The following is an 18,068-nucleotide window of genomic DNA, read 5'->3' on the forward strand; positions in this document are numbered from 1 at the left end:
TTTTATAACATTTCATTTAACAATTGAATAAATAAGCTCATAGCTTTTGTAATATGTTTATTTTTATGATAGGCATATATTGCTTTTATTTTTCTTTTTTCAATGTTATGATTCAACTCAATTACTTTTCCATCTTTTATCTCTTCTTCAACTGTAAATTTAGGAAGATATGCAATTCCTAAGTTTGAGATTACACATTTTTTTGCAGCTTCTATACTTCCTAATTCTAGAGTTTTTCTCATAGTAATATTTTTATTTTGTAAGTATTTAGTCAAATATTTTTTATAAGGTGCTTGAGGATGGTTACTTGCAATTGAAAAAGGTTTTAATTGTTTATCTTCTAAAAAATTTAAATATTTCTTTTCTAAAGAACTTGATGCTACAAGAGTAAGATTAAAATCTTTTATATTGTGAGTTATTATGGAGTCTGTATAGCTACTTATATTATAATGGATTCCTAAATCAATGTTTCCATTAATTAATTGTTTTTTTACATCATAACAATTTGTTCCTTGAAATGATAATTGTACATTTGGAGCCTTTTTTTTAAATTCTATCAATATATTTTGCATTTTATAAATTAAAAGTGTTTCAGGCATTGCAATTCTTAATATACCTTGTATTTCACTGGTACTTTTATGATAGTTTATTAGTTCATCGATAGAGTTAGTAATAGTGTCAAAATATGGCATTATTTCTTTTGCTTCTTGAGTTAAAAGCATTTTTCTGCCAACTTTTTCAAACAGTTTTAAATTTAATTCTTTTTCTAATTGTTGTATATGAAAAGTTACTGTAGATTGAGTACACCCTAATGTATAAGAGGCATTAGAAAAACTACCTACATCAATAATTGTTTTAAAAGTTTTAATATATTTTAAATCCAAAATAAACCTTTATATCTAAAAAATCGAATTGTTAATTATAACATATTTGATATATGAATAGATTTTTCTCTGATAAAATAATATAAAGTATAAATTTTATGAGGATTATAAAATGTTTGAAAGTAAATTTTTTCTTTGGTTAGGTATGCTATTTCCTTTGGTATTTTCAGCCGGACCTGCAAATATTGCAATGGCTTCTTTGGGAGGTCAATTTGGACTTGTTAAGTCTATGCCTTTTATCTTAGGTATAAATTTAATGGTTCTTTTAGAAGCTTTTGCAATTGGTTTAGGGGTAGGTGACTTTATAAAAAACTATCCAGTGTTGTTTAAATATATAAAATATGCAGGTTCATTATATTTAATCTACTTAGCATATAAATTATTTTATTTATCACAAGCTAATAGTAAAGAGTCAAAACTAAACCCACCTAGTTTTTTTGATGGAGTTATTCTACAACTTTTAAACATAAAAGTCATGACAGTGATATTTGTGATGTTTTCTCAATTTTTAGATATTAATTCAAATCAAATACTCCAAGTAAGTATTCTTTCCTTTGGTATTTGTATTTTGACTACATGTGCCACTATTTCTTGGGCTTTTGTTGGGGCTAGTTTATCTCAGAAGTTTATGTCTAAAAAATCTGTTAAATTTCAAGGATATATTTTTGGAACTATGTTGATATGTGTTGCATTTTGGATGTTATTTTGATTTATTATTAAGTATAGATGATAGAAATTATGGGAAAAGAATACTTAATTATAAACAAAATAAAATTCAAGTAAACTATTTTCAAAATAATTAGATAATTTAGGAACTTGGATGCTTAAAAAAATTGATAAAGAGATGGATGAATTTGCATCTGGTATTAAAACACTTGAAGGTCATGATAAACTTTTGGATTATATGAATAGTAGTATTTATTCAACTATAAAGTTATTGATTTTTGCTTCAAATACTTTTAGTATATATGGTAGGGTATTGTTCTTTTTTATTATATCATTAGCTGGTTTAGGTGTAGTATCAGGTATTGGCTTAGCTGTTTTAAATACTACTTATCTTTTAGTTGTGACAGTTGTATTAGTTATTTTGATATTATTATATATTATGCATTTTAAAAAATCTCTTATTTTATATATTGAAAAATCAAAGAACAATATGGAAAATAGTAAATGATATATTGGCATTGATGAGAAGGAAAATATTATGTTTAAAAACAAAATAATAGAATATTATAAATTATTAAAAGCAAAAAAAATAGATAAATACTTGATCTTAATAGGTATATTAGGTGTTATTATTGGTTTATCCTTTGATGTACCAATAATAAATCAAATATTTGTATGGCCTATCTTATTGGGTGTTTGTATAAAGTTATATGATTTTACTGAAAGAATAGAGAATAATATTGTTCCTTATGATTTTAATAAGTTATTACCACCACCCAAAAAGAAAAGTGGTAAAGACTAATGTCCTATTTTGTTTATATTCTTGAGTGTTGTGATGGAAGTTTATATACGGGAATTACAACAGATGTAGCAAAACGATTGGATGAGCATAACTTATCTGATAAGGGTGCAAAATATACAAAAGCTAGACGTCCAGTAAAGTTGCTTTATGAAGAGTCGGCAATTGATAGAAGTAGTGCATCAAAGCGTGAGTATGCAATTAAAAAACTTACAAGAATAAAAAAACTTGAACTAATAGAAAATCGTTGATATAAAAAGAGTAGAATAAAAGATAAATAAATTATATGTTTTAACATAAGATTAGCTAATATTAAAATATTACTAAGGATATTTAAGTTGAAAACAATACTAGTACATTTAATTATAATTTCTTATTTAACTATTCAAGCTATAGCTCAACCTCTTAATCTTACAAAAGAGGAAAAAGACTTTATATCAACACATCCTAAAATTACAATCTCTATGATGCAAGATTACACACCTTTTACCTTTATTGAAGAGGGTCAACCTGTAGGGTTTGAACACGATTTACTTGAAATTATCTCAAAAAAATCGGGACTTACTTTTGAAAAAGTCATAGGTTCTTGGAGTATGGCTTTTAACGCATTTAAAGACAAAAAAGTCCATATGATATCAAGTGTTTCATATACAAAAGACAGAGAAGCTTTTACACTTTTTACAACTTCTTATTATGATATACCTATTATGATATTTTTAAGGGATGATTTTGGAGTATATAATGGTCCTGAAAGTTTAAAAGATAAAAAAGTTGGTATTACAAAAGATATATTTTATCAAGAAGAATTAGAAAGTTTAGGAACTTTTGAGATAAAACCTTATACAAGTTTATTGGAATTAACAAGAGATTTATCCCTCCATAGAATTGATGCAGTTATTGAGAATCTAACAGCTATAAATTATTTAATAAAAAAACATGGTTACACCAATATTATATTAGCTGATGAATTTACTGTTGCAAATAAAACTGTAGAAGATTTGCGGTTTGGAGTACAACCCAAGTATCCACTACTTAAGTCTATTTTACAAAAATCTTTAGACTCTTTTACTAAAGATGAAAGAAATAAACTGGCAAATAAATGGATTGGAACTATTAGGGAGTATGGCACTCAACATATCCAGTTAAGTGAAAAGGAAACAGCATACATAGACCGTAATGTCATAAAATACTGTATAGACCCAATTTGGTTACCCTTTGAAGGATTAAATGAAAAAGGTGAACATACGGGGATGAGTTCAGATTATTATAAACTCTTTGAAAAAATCCTTTCTGCTAAGTTTAATCTTGTCAAAACCTCAAGCTGGAGTCAATCTTTAGATTATTTAAAACAAAAAAAATGTGATATGTTAGCTCTTAGTATGGAAACGCCACAGAGAAAAAAATACATAAATTTTACAGATTCTTACTTGGAAATACCATTAGTTATAGCAAATAAAATAGATGATTCATTTATCAATGAAATGAAAGATTTAAAGGGCAAAAAGATTGGTATTACAAAAGGTTATGGATTTGTTGAGACATTAAAAGAAAAATATCCATATTTGAATATTGTGGAAATTAACAATATTGATGAAGGATTAGATCAAGTCAAAGAGGGCAAAATTTTTGCATATATTGATGCTTTGGCTGCAATAGGACATGAATTCCAAACTAAATATTTTGGAGAGCTAAAAATTGCAGGTCAATTATCAGAAAAATTAGAGTTCAGAATTGCAGTAAGAAATGACGATGAAGTTTTACTAAACGTGATGCAAAAAGCAGTCAATAGTATCCCTGCTGAAATGTACAGTGAAATTTTAAATAAATGGAGTTCAATCAAGTATGAAAGAGGTATTGATTATAGTTTAGTGTGGAAAGTTATTGCAGGGGCTATTTTTATATTTTTCCTTATTATTTATTGGAATAGAAAAATCACAAAAGCCAATGATTTATTAAAACAAGCACAAAAAGATATTGAAGAAAAAAACAAGAAGTTAGAAAAACTAGCAACCATAGATAATCTTACAAATTTATATAACAGAAGAAAACTAGAAGAGTTATTAAAACTTGAAATAAATAGATGTGAAAGATTCAATTGCAACTTTAGTCTTACTATGTTAGATATAGACCACTTCAAAGAAGTTAATGATACCTATGGTCATCAAATTGGAGATAAAGTACTCATTGAGATTGCAAACATATTAAGAAATAGTATTAGAAAAACTGATTTTGCAGGAAGATATGGTGGGGAAGAGTTTATTATTGTTTGTTTTGAAGCACAAAAAGAAGAGATAATAAAAATAATTGAAAACATTAGAGTAGATATACAAAACCATGATTTTGATATAGTTGGAAGAAAAACTGTAAGTTTTGGTATCTCTATATTTAAAGACGGTGATACAATTGAGTCTATGATTAAAAGAGCAGATAGTGCACTTTATGAAGCAAAAGAGACAGGTAGAAATAAAGTTGTGCTACATTTAAAGTAGCATAATTTATACTTATTATTTTTATATTTATTTATACTTCAGTTTTAATATAATAGACTTTTATACTTGACTATATGGTCAAGTATAAAAAAGGATAAGCCATGAAAAATATTGAAACAATAAAAGAAGATAAAAACTACACAGCAGTTGACTTAGGTAACTTAGATGAATTAATGGAATACTCACTTATTCATAAAGTAAATAAAAACAAAATAGAGGGAAAAGTTTTTTTAAAAGAGGCTACAAAATCAACTGGTACTGAGATTTCATTAAATTCATTAGCAGCAAAGACAGAACAACCTTATTTTCATATACATTATAAAAATGAAGAGACATATATTATCTTAAAAGGATTTGGCTTTTTTCAAGTTGATAAAGAAGTCTTTGAAATAAAAGAAGGCTCTGTTATTCGTGTAGCACCTTCTGGCATAAGAGGTATTAGAAATGATTCTGATGAGACAATGATATACATAGTAATTCAATCAAAAGAAAACTCATTGGAAGAGTACACTACAGATGATGGAGAGAGAGTAGCTTTTGAGCCAAAATGGAATAAATAATAAAATTATATATAAAAAGAATAATCTTTTTTAAGTTAAAATAATTTTTTTAAGAAAAAAATAAGCTTAAAATGTTATTCTTATTTAGTGCTAAAAAGTAATAAAACAGTATTTATATATATTAAAATTATTGTTTTTTACTAATTTTATTAGCATTAAAAGGATTTAAAATGAAAAAATTATTACTACTAGTGCCTTTCTTATTTTTTATACTACAAGGTTGTACTGACAATAGCGTTGAAGACAAAATGGATAATGTCAAAGAGACAATTCAAGATAAAAGTGAAGATGTTTCTGATAAAGCAGAAGATGTTGCTGATAAAACTGAAGATATTATTGATAATGGTGAAGACTCTATTGAAAATGCTGCCAATGAAACAAAAGCTGCATTAGAAGAGGCTGGTGAAAATGCAGAAGATGCATTAAATGATGCTAGTGATAAAACAGAAGAGACTTTAGAGAAAGTTAAAGATGAAGTTGAAAATAGCTATGAAAATGTAAAAGAAAGTGTTAAATAACACTTTCTTTAATAAAAGAGTTTAGTGTAGATAAAACAGATGAACTCTTTAAAAAAAGCAATAAAATATCTCTTCGTAAGCTTATTCTGCCTACTTATTTTAGCTATTGCATATCTTTGGCTTACCTTCTCTAGCCCTTTTTTATATAATCCTCCTGAGAATTTACCTCCCATTGATGAAAACACTACTTATTCAGTTTTTGTATATGGAACATTAACAAAACCTTGGGTTCGCTGGCTAGTAATGGGTAGGGCAGGAGAGAGTGAGCCCTCAGCATTAGTTGGCTTTCGTAAAGATAAATTAAACATTAAAACAGGTCCTAAGATGGTAACTAAAGGGGAAGTTATAAAAGTAAATGCCGATGAGTTGAGAGCACTTGATAGATATGAACGTTTGGGTGTGCGCTATGAGCGTATAGAACTACTCTTGCAAGATGGCAAATCAGTTTGGGTGTATAGGTTAGTTGAGCCACATGAGTAGAAGCTTTTAAATGAACTTTTCATAAATACTAAAATAGGGTGAAATTCTCCTACTTTTAGACATACGCAATCTAATCCTAAATTATAAACTGCTATTATATTTTGAATTTTTTATAGGATTAAGAATGAGAAATATTTTTATAATAGCAATAATTGTAGCTGCAGTTGCTTATATGTTTGTGGTCTTGGTAAATAAATACGAATCAATAAAAGCAACAAATACACAAATAGAACAGCAAGAAAACAAATAAAACTATAGTTCTTTTTTCACTACCTGATAAAGATTTTATTTTTTATTATTTTTCACCAAAATCATAATTTTGAACATGAAAATCTATATGTTCTTTTAGTGCTAGTTCATATTGACCTAAGAAGTACTCTACTATTTTATCTTTTTCTTTAGTCATATCTTCTGCTTTTTCAAATGAGGTTGCTGCCATCCAAGCATTAAATCTCGCTGCTGCATACATAAATGAGGCACTTACATCACCTTGTGTTGTCGTATCATTCATTTGCTCATTTGCAAGTGCTATATGCTCATCTGCTCTTTTTAAAAATCCATTGTTGTTTTCAGCCATTGTATATCCTAACTTTTTCCAATTATATTTAAATCTAACTTATGAGTTTATATATTTCTTAGTTTATTATATCCTTCACTTATTAGCCTCAACAGTGGCTTTTTATATGAATAAAATACAAATTTTTTGATTTCATATGCTATACGACCCTTTACATGAAAGAGTCCATAAATACTCCCCACTGCATATTTCCCACCAAGAGCAATTAGGATACCATCTAGTTTTGGCTTAGATTTAATAAGTTGTTTGTTATTTATTATATTGAGGATATTTTGTCCTGCATTTATACCGCTAATTTTAGCAATAGTTACATTTGGAGGCATTATTTCATCTTTTTCATTCTTAATTTCTGCCACATCTCCAATGGCAAAAATATTTTCATATTTGCTAGTTTGCATATATTCATTTACAATAATTTGACCTTTTTTATTTTTCTGTACATCAAGTTCCTCTGTAAGCTTAGATGCTTCTATCCCACCTGCAAAGATTAAAAAAGAATACTCTTTTTTTGTGCCATTGGTAAAGTAAGCTATTTCATCTTCACATTTTTTAAGTTTTGTATTTGTAATAACTTCGATACCAAGAGATTTAAGTCTTTTTTGAGATAGTCTTATCAACTCAGAATCTAAGCCTGGTAAAATTGTATCTGCACTACTAATAAGAGATATTTTTAGATTATCACAAGTAAAATTACCCCTTTTAAAAAACTTCTTAGAGTTGTATGCCATTTCAGCTGCAATTTCAACACCAGATAAACCTGCTCCCACAACTATTATTTCGATGTTATTAGACTCTTTTACTTCATATTGGATTTTCTTAAAAAGCCTATTTTCAAAACACTGTTTAAAGTAGATTGCCCAGTTGAGTTTTTTAATATCATGGGCAGTATTTATGCCAGAAATAGATGGGGGAAAGGAGGTTCTTGTTCCAGCTGCAATAATTAAATAATCAAACTCAATAATCTCTTCTTCGGCTGTATTTATTACTTTTTTTTCATAATCAATCTGTGTAACTTTTAAGTTTTTATACTCTAAATAGCTGTGATCAAGTCCTACACATAAGGTTGCCAAGTCAACTGCTACATCAGAAATCTCTACTTTGTTTGCTATTAAGTCATATACTTCAGGTTGTAGATTATGAAAGGTATTGCTATCTATAAGTGTTATCTTGATATTTTTATCTTTTACCAGTTCTCTTAGGGCATATAACCCAGCATAACCTCCACCAATTATTACTACTTTTTCCATCTGAAAAACTCCTTTTTAACTACAAATTCTTTATTAAAATTTATTTTTAAATTAAGTTATTACAATTATTGTATAAAAATAGAATTCTTTTAAGCTTAAATATTTTATTACGATTTTCTCTTTTTGAAAATTTATGATTACACTACTTTTACAAAAAAATATTTTTTTGAAATAAAGATAAATGAAAAGTAAAATCTTTTTTGTTATACTTTCAAAAATTGAACAAAATAGGAACACCCAAAATGAAAATAGCGATTTTATCTGATATCTGCTCAAATGTTTATGCCCTAAAAGCTGTTATTGCTGATGCTAAGAGCAAAAAAGTTGATATGATGATAAATGCGGGGGATGCTTTTTATGGTCCTATTGAGCCTAGAGCTACTTATGAGTTACTAAGAGATAACAACTTTTTTAATATCTGTGGAAATGAAGATAGAAAGATACTTGAAGCCTCATTAGCACAGTTAGAAGAAGATGATATTTTAAAATATGCATATGAAGACCTAAGAGAAGAGGTTTTATATTGGATACAGGATTTGCCTTTTGAGAAGTTTTTAGGGGCTGATTTGTACGTAACCCATGGTACACAACATGATGATAGTGTTTATTTACTTGAAGATATTAGTAGTGGAAAAGCTGTTTTAAGGGATGAAAAAAAGATTATAGAGCTTCTTGATGATGTAGAGTCTAAGTTTGTAGTTTGTGGTCATTCACATACTCCTAGATGTGCAAACCTTAGCACAGGTCAAGTTGTACTAAATCCTGGCTCTGTAGGTCTTCAAGCCTTCAAAGAAGAGTTACCCAATCCACATATTATAGAAAATAATTCTCCTGATGCCACATATATAATTTTAGATGTTGATTCAAGCCAATATAATATTGAGTTAGTAAAAGTTGCATATGATTTTGAAAATGCAGCCCTAAAAGCTCAAAGTCATGGAAGAGATGACTGGGCATATACATTAAGAACAGGTAAAATACTCCCTTCTTAATATTATTTGGATATAGTTTCACTCTATAGATTCTTTATTTGTTTATAGTATTTTATAAACAAAGAGTATTTATGCAAAATTACGACATCGTCTATATCAAAGGAAATCCATCTTCTGGAACACTCCTACAACATGATCAAATCAATAACTCAGTAATCGAACTTATCAAATCATATTCATATGAAGTCATTGATTCTCAAGAGAAAAACTTGTCAGGTGTTAAGATACCTAAAGCAAAGGTCTATATTGGTTTTTCAAGGGGTTCACGTTATTTAAATAAGTTAGATAAAAGTTCACTAAAAATATCAATTGGTGGTATCTCTGGAACAAATGTTCATCTATTTACAAATAGTGAGGATAAGATATTATTGGGGGATATTTCAGATTTATCTATTCAAGGACATTTTATAATATGTGATAGGGATAAAATAAAAATAAAATCACTCATAGATAGCTTCTTACTATAAAAAGTAATCATTTTCTTACCAACTTTTAAATATAATACAATAATTTCAAAATAGGTCAAAGTATGTCAAAAAGTTTAAATACAAATAGTGTAAAAAGTGTAAAATCAGAAAAAATAGCTGCAACTGCAAACCAAAATAAAAATGCAGTAAAAGTTGGATTTTCTCAAGAAAGATATGAAAACGAACAAAAAGTAAATGCTAGAAAAGCTGCAAATTTAGCCCTAGCAAAAGAAAAAGCAAAGAAAAAAGCAAAAATGGCAAAGGCTTCTAAAAAGAAAAATAAAAAATAAAGTATAGAACCTAAGTTCTACACTTTAAATAATAACTTCACCTTTTTCTTTTGCTCTATATTCATCTATTTTAAAGGTGTCATTTGCAATAACTCTTTGTGTTGAGTCTTTGTATTGATTTACTAATTTATTGATTGTTTTTAACTCGTCATCATCAAATAAATCTTCATCATACTCTATACCAATCTCTATAAATTTTATCTCAGTGAAAGTTTCTCTTTCAATAATATCAATATCTACATTGTCAAGTATCTCTTGGATGAAGAAAACTCTTTCATCATCATCTTCTAAAATCTCTTCACTTATAATCACATCAAAAAGTTCTGATAGTAGTTTTGGTTCAGGACTTCTTGCACCTTTTATATACTCATCACCAAATATCTTTTTACCACAATATTTAAGATGGTTATAATCCATCAAAAAAAGAAGTATTGAAAGCTTTTTATCGTTTAACAGTTTTACTTGCTTGTGTAACATATATAAAATTACATTTGCTACTTTTGTCATATCCATATTTGAACATTCCTTTTATTTAATTATCGAAGTATACAAAATAAAACATAAAGATATTAAATCTTCCAATGCCTCAATTTACTACTATTTACATTTTCTTTAACTTTATTGCAAAGTTGTGGAAAAAATAGTAAAAAATCATCTTCAATTTTATCGATATTTTCGCATACTATCTCATAATATCTACTAACATTATCTCTTTTTAACACTCTATTAGAGATTCTTTTATCAACTCTATTAAATGATTGATTTAAGTGCTCTAAGTTTTGATATTTATTTAATAAGTCAAACTCTATTAGCTTTTGTAGTTTTTGTTTTGCTTCATTTGGCAGAGTATGCATATTTGCATTTGCTTTTATATAAAAGTCTTCTAAAAACTTATCAAGAGTTATATTTGAGTATCTATGCCAATTTTTTGTAAGTAAATAATCATATGTCAAGTCAATAACAACAGCTTTAAGTAAGCCAGTGTTTCCAAGTCTATTTTTACTTTGTTTGAAAGTAGGGTGCTTATCAGTATAGGAGTCTATTAGTTTATGTATTTTCATTCCATCTTTTATATTTTCATTTGCTCCCATCCAAGCTTTTGCTTTTAAGGGATCAGCTAAATAGTTGCCTATTTGAAAATCTATATTATGTTCTGATAAAAATATATGTGCAAGCCAATTCATAAGTTTAAAGTACAAAAGTTTACTTTAATAAGAAGTAAACTTTTATAACTAGAGTTTTTTATATAGTATAATCAGGTGGCGTGTCATTCCATTCAAAAAGAAAACACATAGGAAGTTTGCCAGATTTGTTTAAAATCTTTGCAGTAATTACTCCTGAAATAAAGATTGAACTAATAGCTAAAAATGAAGCAAAAGCTAAAGTTGACATACCTGTTAACCCTTGTCCAACTGTACAACCAATAGATAAAATACCACCAGTTCCCATTAAAGCTCCACCAATCATATTGTATGTTACTCTATTTACTTTTTGAGTTGCAGTACATCCAAAGCTATATTTTTTGTTAAAATATGACATGGTAAAAGCACCAAGTATCATACCGCATACTAAAGCAATAGGAAAAGTGAATTCATTTACTTGGTAGAACATAAACAGTTCTAAACTTTTGGCAGTTGGATATATAAAAGAGACACCAGAAAGCTCAATTAGTCTTTCCATACTCTCTTCACCCATAACACCAGTTATTGCCCAAGCAGCTGCTATTAGTAAACCTATTAAAAAACCATCTACTAAAGTAAAAATTCTTTTGATACTTTTAGTCAATAAAAACAAAATCACAAATAAAACAGCTAAAACTACATAAATATTCATAGTGCTATTTTCAATCATAGATGATATTTCCAATAATGTTTCATTATTAGTTATTGGGCTTAGATAACCTTGAATAAGCCCTTTTGCAGTTGCAAAACCAAATATAGCTATAAAAACCAATGTAATAAGTGATCTTGAATCACCTTGTCCAAATTTTATAAGGTGTCTATTGCTACATCCATCAGCAATCATCATACCAGTACCAAATAGAAGTCCACCAAATATGATAATAAAGTAGTTTACATCTTGTTTATAATAGACTGTTTTTGTTAAATCCAATTCAAAATATGAACTCACTAATGTTGTAGCAATTATAGCTACAATCATTGCTACGACAACAGAAGCACCTCTTTTTGTAGATTTTGTTAAGATATAATCTTTAATAGAGCCACTAAAGCAGAATTGATTTTTTTGGGCAATCATTCCAAATACCATTCCAAGTATTAGACCTAAGATATTTATAGTTTCGTAAATTTCTAATTCAAACATATTTTTCCTAACTTATAATTATAATTTATTATTGTAATAAAAAGGGATTATATTAAATAAAAACTATAAAATAAGTTAGTTAAAAAAATTAAATTATTTTATGGTGTGATTATTTAAAATTAGACCTCTTGGTTTTCTACTCTCATATCTTCCAATCCCTCAAGAATATCTAACGCTTCCTCTTGAGTGATGGTTTGTTTCTCTATATCAATTAAGACTTCATCAAAGTATTTTTTTACATCATTCATATACTTTAACTCATCTTTTAAAGCCTTATCATTTTTCTTTTTATCCAATGCACTTTTTATACCATTGATAGTTTCATTTATCTCTACTAAAACATCATCTTTTAGTAGTTTTTCTAAATTTTTTATATAATCCACTTTATTCTCCTTATATATTATCTTTTAAGTACAAGAAGTCAGACATTTTTGTCCATTCTCTAACTCTTTTTATATAGTTATCTTGTGAATCTAAAACTTCTTTTAAAAGAGGGCTTTGTGCACCAAGTTCAACTCTAAGTTCACTATTTGCTTTTTTAAGTGCTTTCATAACATCACTTGGTAGAGTTGTTACTTTTATGTTTGGATATTCACTTTTCATCTTTTGCCAAGCTGTTGCATTCATATCATAATTTTGAATATACATATCATAAGCAGCCACTCTCATAGAGATAGTTAATATTTTCTGTAAATCTTTTGGTAGCTTATTAAATACTCTTTTATTTACCATAAAGTTCATTTCACTTGCTGGTTCATGCCAACCTGTATAATAAAAAGGTGCTATTTTATGAAAGCCCATTTTTATATCCATTGATGGTCCCACCCACTCTAAAGCATCAATCGAGTTTCTATCAAGTGCAGTATAAAGCTCACCTGGAGCTATATTTGTAACTTGAACTCCAACTCTTGCCATAATCTCACCTGCAAAACCTGGGATTCTCATTTTAAGACCTTGTAAATCATCAAGTGATTTTATCTCTTTTCTAAACCAACCACCCATTTGAACACCAGTACTTCCCCCTGGAAATGATAAAACATTATGTTTTGCATAAACTTTTTGCATAAGTTCTAATCCACCACCTTCATAAAACCAAGCATATTGTTCAGGTGCAGTTAAACCAAAAGGCATAGAAGTAAATGGCAAAGTATTTATATCTTTACCCTTAAAGTAGTATGAAGCACTATGTCCCATGTCATATTGCCCAGCTTTTACCATATCTAAAATACCAAAAGGTGATTTGTGTTTATTTGCACTATCAACTTTTATTTGTAATCTACCATTTGACATTTCATTTGCATATTTTGCCATATTTTGTGCAGCATCAATTAGTGGAGATAGTGTTGGACCCCATGTTGTAGCCATCTTTAGCTTATACACTTTATCTTTTGCTATTAGCTGTGTTGTTAAAAATAGTGAAACAATAAGTATTGTTATATTTTTTAGATTTCTCATTTTTTTCCCTTTTAGCAGTAAAATTAATCCGTAATTATACACAAAAGTTCTCTTCTAATAAGCTTATAAACTCCCCTTGCGTATAATCCCCTTTCAATTAATAAAAAAGAAGAATATATGATAGAACTTTCAAACGTGTCAAAGAGCTTTGGTAAACAAACACTATTCGATGAAGTAACCTTTAGATTAAACTCTGGAGATAAGATTGGATTAGTAGGAAGAAATGGTAGTGGAAAATCTACTCTTTTCAAATTGATTTTAGATGAAGAGCACCCAGATGCTGGAGAAGTATTAAAACCAAAAAACTATAGAATAGGTGCTTTAAAACAGCATCTTGTTTTTACAGAAAAAACTATCACTGATGAAGCAGCACTTGCTCTTAGTGAAGAGCATAAATATGATATTTATAAAGTAGAAAAGATACTTTTTGGACTTGGATTTTCACAAGAGGATTTATTGAAAGATCCTCTGTCTTTTTCAGGTGGATACCAAATCAGAATAAACCTAGCAAAACTACTTTTAACAGAGCCAAATCTGTTACTTCTTGATGAGCCAACAAACTACTTGGATATTGTTTCATTAAGATGGTTAAAAATATTTTTAAAAAACTTTGATGGTGAAGTTATTATTATCACCCATGATAGAGACTTCATGGATGCAGTTACAACTCACACTATGGGATTAGTTAGACGTAACTTAAAAGTAGTAAAAGGTGATACCCATAAGTTTTATGACAAGTTAAAAGAAGAAGATGAACACCACGAGAAACAAAAAGCTTCACAAGATAAAAAAGTAAAACAGCTAGAAGAGTTTATTGCCAAAAATAAAGCAAGAGCATCAACAGCAAACTTAGCACAATCAAAAGTAAAACAGCTAGAAAAGATGGATATTTTAGATGATTTGAATTTTGATTCAACACTAAGTTTTGATTTCAATTATAAAGATACTCCTGCAAAAGTATTACTTGACGTAAAAGATTTAAGCTTTGGATACAAAAAAGACAAAATACTTTTTAAAGATATTTCATTTACTCTACAAAAGGGTGAAACACTTGGAATCATAGGGAAAAATGGAAAAGGTAAATCTACACTTCTAAATACTATTGCAGGTGAATTAAAAGCTTTACATGGAGTTACAGAACTACATACAAGTACAACCTTTGGACACTTTGGTCAAACAAATATTTCACACCTAAACCCAGATAATACAGTTATGGATGAAGTTTACCTTTCAAATAACAAATTAGGTGAAGGAACAGTTAGACGTATTTGTGGTGGTATGATGTTTTCAGGGGATGATGCTAAGAAAAAAGTTTCACTTCTTTCAGGTGGTGAAAAAAGTAGGGTAATGCTAGGTAAAATCTTAGCAAAAGAAGTTAACGTTCTTTTCTTAGATGAGCCTACCAACCACCTTGATATGAGTTCAATAGAAGCTTTAACCCAAGCTATTAAGAACTTTGAAGGTTCTTCTATTATTGTAACGCATAGTGAAGAACTTTTAAGAGAAGTTTGTGATAGATTGATTATCTTCTCAAATGGGAGTGCTGATTATTTTGATGGAACTTATGATGAGTTCTTAGAAAAAATAGGTTGGGAAGATGAAGATGAAGGACCAAAGAAAAAATCTAAACCAAAAGTAAATAAAAAAGAGAGCAAAAGACTTAGAGCCTTACTTGTACAAGAAAAAAGTAAAATAGCAACTCCTATAAAAAAAGAGATTTCAGCCCTAGAGAAAAAAATCATATCTATAGAGGCTTTAGTAGATACAAAAAAAGAGGAGTTGGCAGATTTCACAAACAAAGGTGACAATAGTAAAGTAATGGAACTATCAAAAGAGATAGCCACTTTAGAAAAAGAAGCAGAAACTAAATTTGAATCTTTAGAAATCTCTCAAACAAAACTTGATACTATAAATGACGAATATCAAATCAAATTAGAAGAGTTAATGTAAAAATATTTTAAATAACTGTAAAAATTGATTTTTGACAATTTTTTTACTTTTTTATTCTGTTACTATCAAAATAAAAAAGGAAAAGATATGTCAAAAAGTAAAGTAGTTTTAATCACAGGAGCGACTTCAGGAATGGGTGAAATAACAGCTAGTTATTTAGCTCAAAATGGATACACAGTTTACGCAGGCACTAGAAATAAAAACCAAGCAAAATCAGAAATTCAAAATATCAATTACGTTTATTTAGATGTGACAAAAACAGATTCAATTAAAAGTGCGGTTAATACAGTCATTCAAAATGAAGGTAAAATTGATATTTTAGTTAATAATGCAGGATACGGGTTATTAGCTACAGTTGAAGAAGGAACAGACGAAGAGATATTTAATCAATTTGATGTAAATGTTTTTGGATTGATTAAAACAACAAGAGAAGTTCTACCATATATGAGAAAAGCAAAAGAGGGTATAATTATCAATATTAGCTCTTTTTTAGGAAAAATGGGACTACCTCTACTTGCACATTACAACGCTTCTAAATATGCAGTTGAAGGTATTGTTGATTCTTTGAGGTTTGAAGTAGCACCATTTAACATTAGAGTGCATTCTATTCAATCTGGATTATTTGGTACAAATTTTGTAAAAAATGGTTTAGTAGCAAATCCTCAAACTACAAATGAAAATTCACCATATAAAGATTTAGTAGCTCATTTTGTTCCAATAGTAGGAAAAGCGATAAATGAAGGTCCACGTCCACAACCAATTGCAGATGCAATAAAAAATATTATTGAAGATGAAAAAAGTTATATTTCGATTCCAGTTGGAGTTGAAGCTGAAACATTTGTTCCATTGAGAAAAGAGTTAAGTGATAAAGATTTTGAACAAAAAATTAAAGATACCTTTGGAATATAAGAAAGTTAAATCAAAAACTTTATAAAAAAGATAATAAATTTGGGAAAACAATTAAGCCCAAGTTTATTATTTTTAGATGTTTTTCAAACTAAAAGCGATATTATTAAGGATAAAATCAAATTAGAAGAGTTAATGTAATATGAATTCTGAAACTATTTTAAACTATATTAAAATCAATGACATGATATCAACTTCTGGTCAGCCTACAAAAGAGCAGTTTGAGACTATCTTAAAAGATGATTTTGATGTTGTTATTAATCTAGCTTTATCAACTGCAACAAATGCTTTAGATAATGAAGATAAAATAGTTTCAACTTTAGGTATGACGTATATTCATATTCCTGTGGATTTTGAAAATCCTACAATTGAGAATTTAAAACTCTTTTTAACTTTATTATCTTCACTTGAGGATAAAAAAGTACTTGTACATTGTGCTTTAAACTATAGAGCCAGTGCTTTTATGTATGTATATCACAAATATTTTTTACAAACACCTTTTGATAAAATTGATTTATCAATGATGCAAGAGTGGTCTCCTGATAAAAAATGGCAAGAGCTTATGAAAACAAGCTTTGAGGAACTTAGCTAAAATAAAAAGAGAGATTCTCTTTTTATTTTTTAAGTGTTGATTCTAATATTTCTGTAAATCTTTTCCAAGAACTTTCATCTGCTTTTTTATGGTATCTATTTGAGCCAAAAACACTAAAAGCATGAGGTGCACCACTATAAGTTATCATTTCATGACTTACTCCTGCTTTTTCTAACTCCATAGTTAGATTTGCAAAATCTTGCATACTAACAGATTTATCTGCACTACCATGAAAGACAACAATTGAACCTTTTGTTTTACTATAGTCTTCACCCTCAGGTGTTGTTAATCCTCCATGGAAAGGAATATATGATTTTAAATCAGAACCACTTCTTGCAAGTTCCAAAATTGCAGACCCTCCAAAACAGTATCCAATACCCACTGCATTTGATACATTGGCTTTTAGTTCTTTTGCTTTGTTTAAACCAGCATAAAGTAGTCTTTTCATTTTTGCTCTATTTTGATAAAGCTCACCTGTTAACTTTTTCTTTTCAGCAGTTTCATTTGGTCTAATACCTTTTCCAAACAAATCAACTGCAAAGGTTGCATAGCCCATATCATAAAGCATTTTTGCTCTTTTTACTTCATAATCTGTAAGCCCATCCCAATCATGAACCATAAAAATAAGAGGAGCATCTTTTGAAGGTGAACTATAATACCCTTCATACTCTTTCCCATCAACTTCATAACTTACAAAACTACCATTTGCAAAGGCAAAAATAGTAGAAAATAAAAATATTAATATAAATTTTTTCATTTTATTCTCCTTGTATATTTAAAAAATCTTACATCTTTTTTCAATATATAAAACTTAATAAATTTTATTAATTTTAAACAAGCTTTTTATTGAAATAATTGTTTTAGAATTCTTTTG

The 18,068-nt window shown here is 28.4% G+C and carries 24 protein-coding genes; 15 read left to right on the forward strand and 9 right to left on the reverse strand.

Annotated elements, in window-relative coordinates; all coding sequences use genetic code 11:
• Nucleotides 1–2: 2 nt before the first annotated feature.
• On the reverse strand, nt 3–884 hold the full coding sequence (locus Q0617_RS09190; protein WP_298752728.1) for a LysR family transcriptional regulator: 882 nt from the start codon (nt 882–884) through the stop codon (nt 3–5).
• A gap of 112 nt (nt 885–996) precedes the next feature.
• On the opposite strand from Q0617_RS09190, the gene Q0617_RS09195 reads away from it, so the two are divergent.
• The 9 genes from Q0617_RS09195 to Q0617_RS09235 all read left to right on the forward strand — a co-directional run bounded on the left by Q0617_RS09195 (nt 997) and on the right by Q0617_RS09235 (nt 6,646).
• Nucleotides 997–1,593, forward strand: coding sequence for a LysE family translocator (locus Q0617_RS09195; RefSeq protein WP_298752731.1), 597 nt, complete (start codon nt 997–999; stop codon nt 1,591–1,593).
• 111 nt (nt 1,594–1,704) lie between these two features.
• On the forward strand, nt 1,705–2,058 hold the full coding sequence (locus Q0617_RS09200) for a hypothetical protein (RefSeq protein ID WP_298752732.1): 354 nt from the start codon (nt 1,705–1,707) through the stop codon (nt 2,056–2,058).
• Nucleotides 2,059–2,088: 30 nt separating this feature from the next.
• On the forward strand, nt 2,089–2,352 hold the full coding sequence (locus Q0617_RS09205; RefSeq protein ID WP_298752733.1) for a hypothetical protein: 264 nt from the start codon (nt 2,089–2,091) through the stop codon (nt 2,350–2,352).
• Nucleotides 2,352–2,600, forward strand: a complete 249-nt coding sequence (locus Q0617_RS09210) for a GIY-YIG nuclease family protein (protein ID WP_298752735.1) — start codon at nt 2,352–2,354, stop codon at nt 2,598–2,600. Before Q0617_RS09205 ends, Q0617_RS09210 begins: the two co-directional genes overlap by 1 nt.
• An 87-nt stretch (nt 2,601–2,687) precedes the next feature.
• Nucleotides 2,688–4,838, forward strand: coding sequence for a transporter substrate-binding domain-containing protein (locus tag Q0617_RS09215; protein ID WP_298752736.1), 2,151 nt, complete (start codon nt 2,688–2,690; stop codon nt 4,836–4,838).
• Nucleotides 4,839–4,939: 101 nt separating this feature from the next.
• Nucleotides 4,940–5,398, forward strand: a complete 459-nt coding sequence (locus Q0617_RS09220) for a cupin domain-containing protein (protein WP_298752738.1) — start codon at nt 4,940–4,942, stop codon at nt 5,396–5,398.
• Between the two features lie 170 nt (nt 5,399–5,568).
• Nucleotides 5,569–5,916 carry a hypothetical protein gene (locus Q0617_RS09225; protein WP_298752740.1) on the forward strand — a complete coding sequence of 116 codons (348 nt, stop codon included), beginning with the start codon at nt 5,569–5,571 and terminating at the stop codon, nt 5,914–5,916.
• 39 nt (nt 5,917–5,955) lie between these two features.
• Nucleotides 5,956–6,396 (forward strand): gamma-glutamylcyclotransferase family protein, encoded by a 441-nt coding sequence (locus tag Q0617_RS09230; protein WP_298752743.1) that lies wholly within the window; start codon nt 5,956–5,958, stop codon nt 6,394–6,396.
• 124 nt (nt 6,397–6,520) lie between these two features.
• Nucleotides 6,521–6,646, forward strand: coding sequence for a hypothetical protein (locus Q0617_RS09235; protein ID WP_298752745.1), 126 nt, complete (start codon nt 6,521–6,523; stop codon nt 6,644–6,646).
• A gap of 45 nt (nt 6,647–6,691) precedes the next feature.
• On the opposite strand, the gene Q0617_RS09240 is transcribed toward Q0617_RS09235, so the two are convergent.
• Together Q0617_RS09240 and Q0617_RS09245 are read right to left on the reverse strand one after the other, a co-directional pair.
• On the reverse strand, nt 6,692–6,973 hold the full coding sequence (locus Q0617_RS09240; RefSeq protein ID WP_298752747.1) for a DUF3144 domain-containing protein: 282 nt from the start codon (nt 6,971–6,973) through the stop codon (nt 6,692–6,694).
• 47 nt (nt 6,974–7,020) lie between these two features.
• Nucleotides 7,021–8,220, reverse strand: coding sequence for an FAD-dependent oxidoreductase (locus tag Q0617_RS09245; protein ID WP_298752750.1), 1,200 nt, complete (start codon nt 8,218–8,220; stop codon nt 7,021–7,023).
• 242 nt (nt 8,221–8,462) lie between these two features.
• On the opposite strand from Q0617_RS09245, the gene Q0617_RS09250 reads away from it, so the two are divergent.
• The 3 genes from Q0617_RS09250 to Q0617_RS09260 all read left to right on the forward strand — a co-directional run bounded on the left by Q0617_RS09250 (nt 8,463) and on the right by Q0617_RS09260 (nt 9,969).
• Nucleotides 8,463–9,212, forward strand: coding sequence for a metallophosphoesterase family protein (locus Q0617_RS09250; protein WP_298752752.1), 750 nt, complete (start codon nt 8,463–8,465; stop codon nt 9,210–9,212).
• Between the two features lie 71 nt (nt 9,213–9,283).
• Nucleotides 9,284–9,679 (forward strand): hypothetical protein, encoded by a 396-nt coding sequence (locus Q0617_RS09255; RefSeq protein WP_298752754.1) that lies wholly within the window; start codon nt 9,284–9,286, stop codon nt 9,677–9,679.
• 62 nt (nt 9,680–9,741) lie between these two features.
• A complete protein-coding gene (locus Q0617_RS09260; protein WP_298752756.1) occupies nt 9,742–9,969 on the forward strand; it encodes a hypothetical protein in 228 nt (75 codons plus the stop codon).
• A 24-nt stretch (nt 9,970–9,993) separates the two neighbouring features.
• Here Q0617_RS09260 and Q0617_RS09265 read toward each other — a convergent pair whose 3' ends face one another.
• From Q0617_RS09265 to dctP, 5 genes are all read right to left on the reverse strand, one after another.
• Entirely contained in the window at nt 9,994–10,482 is a 489-nt protein-coding gene (locus Q0617_RS09265; protein WP_298752759.1) for a type II toxin-antitoxin system antitoxin SocA domain-containing protein, read from the reverse strand.
• Between the two features lie 56 nt (nt 10,483–10,538).
• The gene (locus Q0617_RS09270; RefSeq protein ID WP_298752761.1) at nt 10,539–11,153 is read right to left on the reverse strand and encodes an acyl carrier protein phosphodiesterase; all 615 of its coding nucleotides are present in this window, start codon (nt 11,151–11,153) and stop codon (nt 10,539–10,541) included.
• Between the two features lie 58 nt (nt 11,154–11,211).
• Nucleotides 11,212–12,291 (reverse strand): YeeE/YedE family protein, encoded by a 1,080-nt coding sequence (locus Q0617_RS09275; protein WP_298752763.1) that lies wholly within the window; start codon nt 12,289–12,291, stop codon nt 11,212–11,214.
• Nucleotides 12,292–12,410: 119 nt separating this feature from the next.
• Complete coding sequence (locus Q0617_RS09280) at nt 12,411–12,674, reverse strand: hypothetical protein (RefSeq protein WP_298752765.1); 264 nt, start codon at nt 12,672–12,674, stop codon at nt 12,411–12,413.
• A gap of 10 nt (nt 12,675–12,684) precedes the next feature.
• Nucleotides 12,685–13,746 carry a TRAP transporter substrate-binding protein DctP gene (dctP, locus tag Q0617_RS09285; RefSeq protein ID WP_298752767.1) on the reverse strand — a complete coding sequence of 354 codons (1,062 nt, stop codon included), beginning with the start codon at nt 13,744–13,746 and terminating at the stop codon, nt 12,685–12,687.
• A gap of 117 nt (nt 13,747–13,863) precedes the next feature.
• On the opposite strand from dctP, the gene Q0617_RS09290 reads away from it, so the two are divergent.
• From Q0617_RS09290 to Q0617_RS09300, 3 genes are all read left to right on the forward strand, one after another.
• Nucleotides 13,864–15,696: an ABC-F family ATP-binding cassette domain-containing protein gene (locus Q0617_RS09290; RefSeq protein WP_298752769.1), complete on the forward strand. Its 1,833-nt coding sequence runs from the start codon at nt 13,864–13,866 to the stop codon at nt 15,694–15,696.
• An 87-nt stretch (nt 15,697–15,783) separates the two neighbouring features.
• Complete coding sequence (locus Q0617_RS09295) at nt 15,784–16,605, forward strand: SDR family oxidoreductase (protein WP_298752771.1); 822 nt, start codon at nt 15,784–15,786, stop codon at nt 16,603–16,605.
• 139 nt (nt 16,606–16,744) lie between these two features.
• Nucleotides 16,745–17,194 carry a protein tyrosine phosphatase family protein gene (locus Q0617_RS09300; RefSeq protein WP_298752773.1) on the forward strand — a complete coding sequence of 150 codons (450 nt, stop codon included), beginning with the start codon at nt 16,745–16,747 and terminating at the stop codon, nt 17,192–17,194.
• Between the two features lie 22 nt (nt 17,195–17,216).
• On the opposite strand, the gene Q0617_RS09305 is transcribed toward Q0617_RS09300, so the two are convergent.
• Nucleotides 17,217–17,951: a dienelactone hydrolase family protein gene (locus tag Q0617_RS09305; protein ID WP_298752776.1), complete on the reverse strand. Its 735-nt coding sequence runs from the start codon at nt 17,949–17,951 to the stop codon at nt 17,217–17,219.
• Nucleotides 17,952–18,068: the final 117 nt, after the last annotated feature.

The organism is uncultured Arcobacter sp., from assembly GCF_937982575.1.
GTDB lineage: Bacteria > Campylobacterota > Campylobacteria > Campylobacterales > Arcobacteraceae > Arcobacter.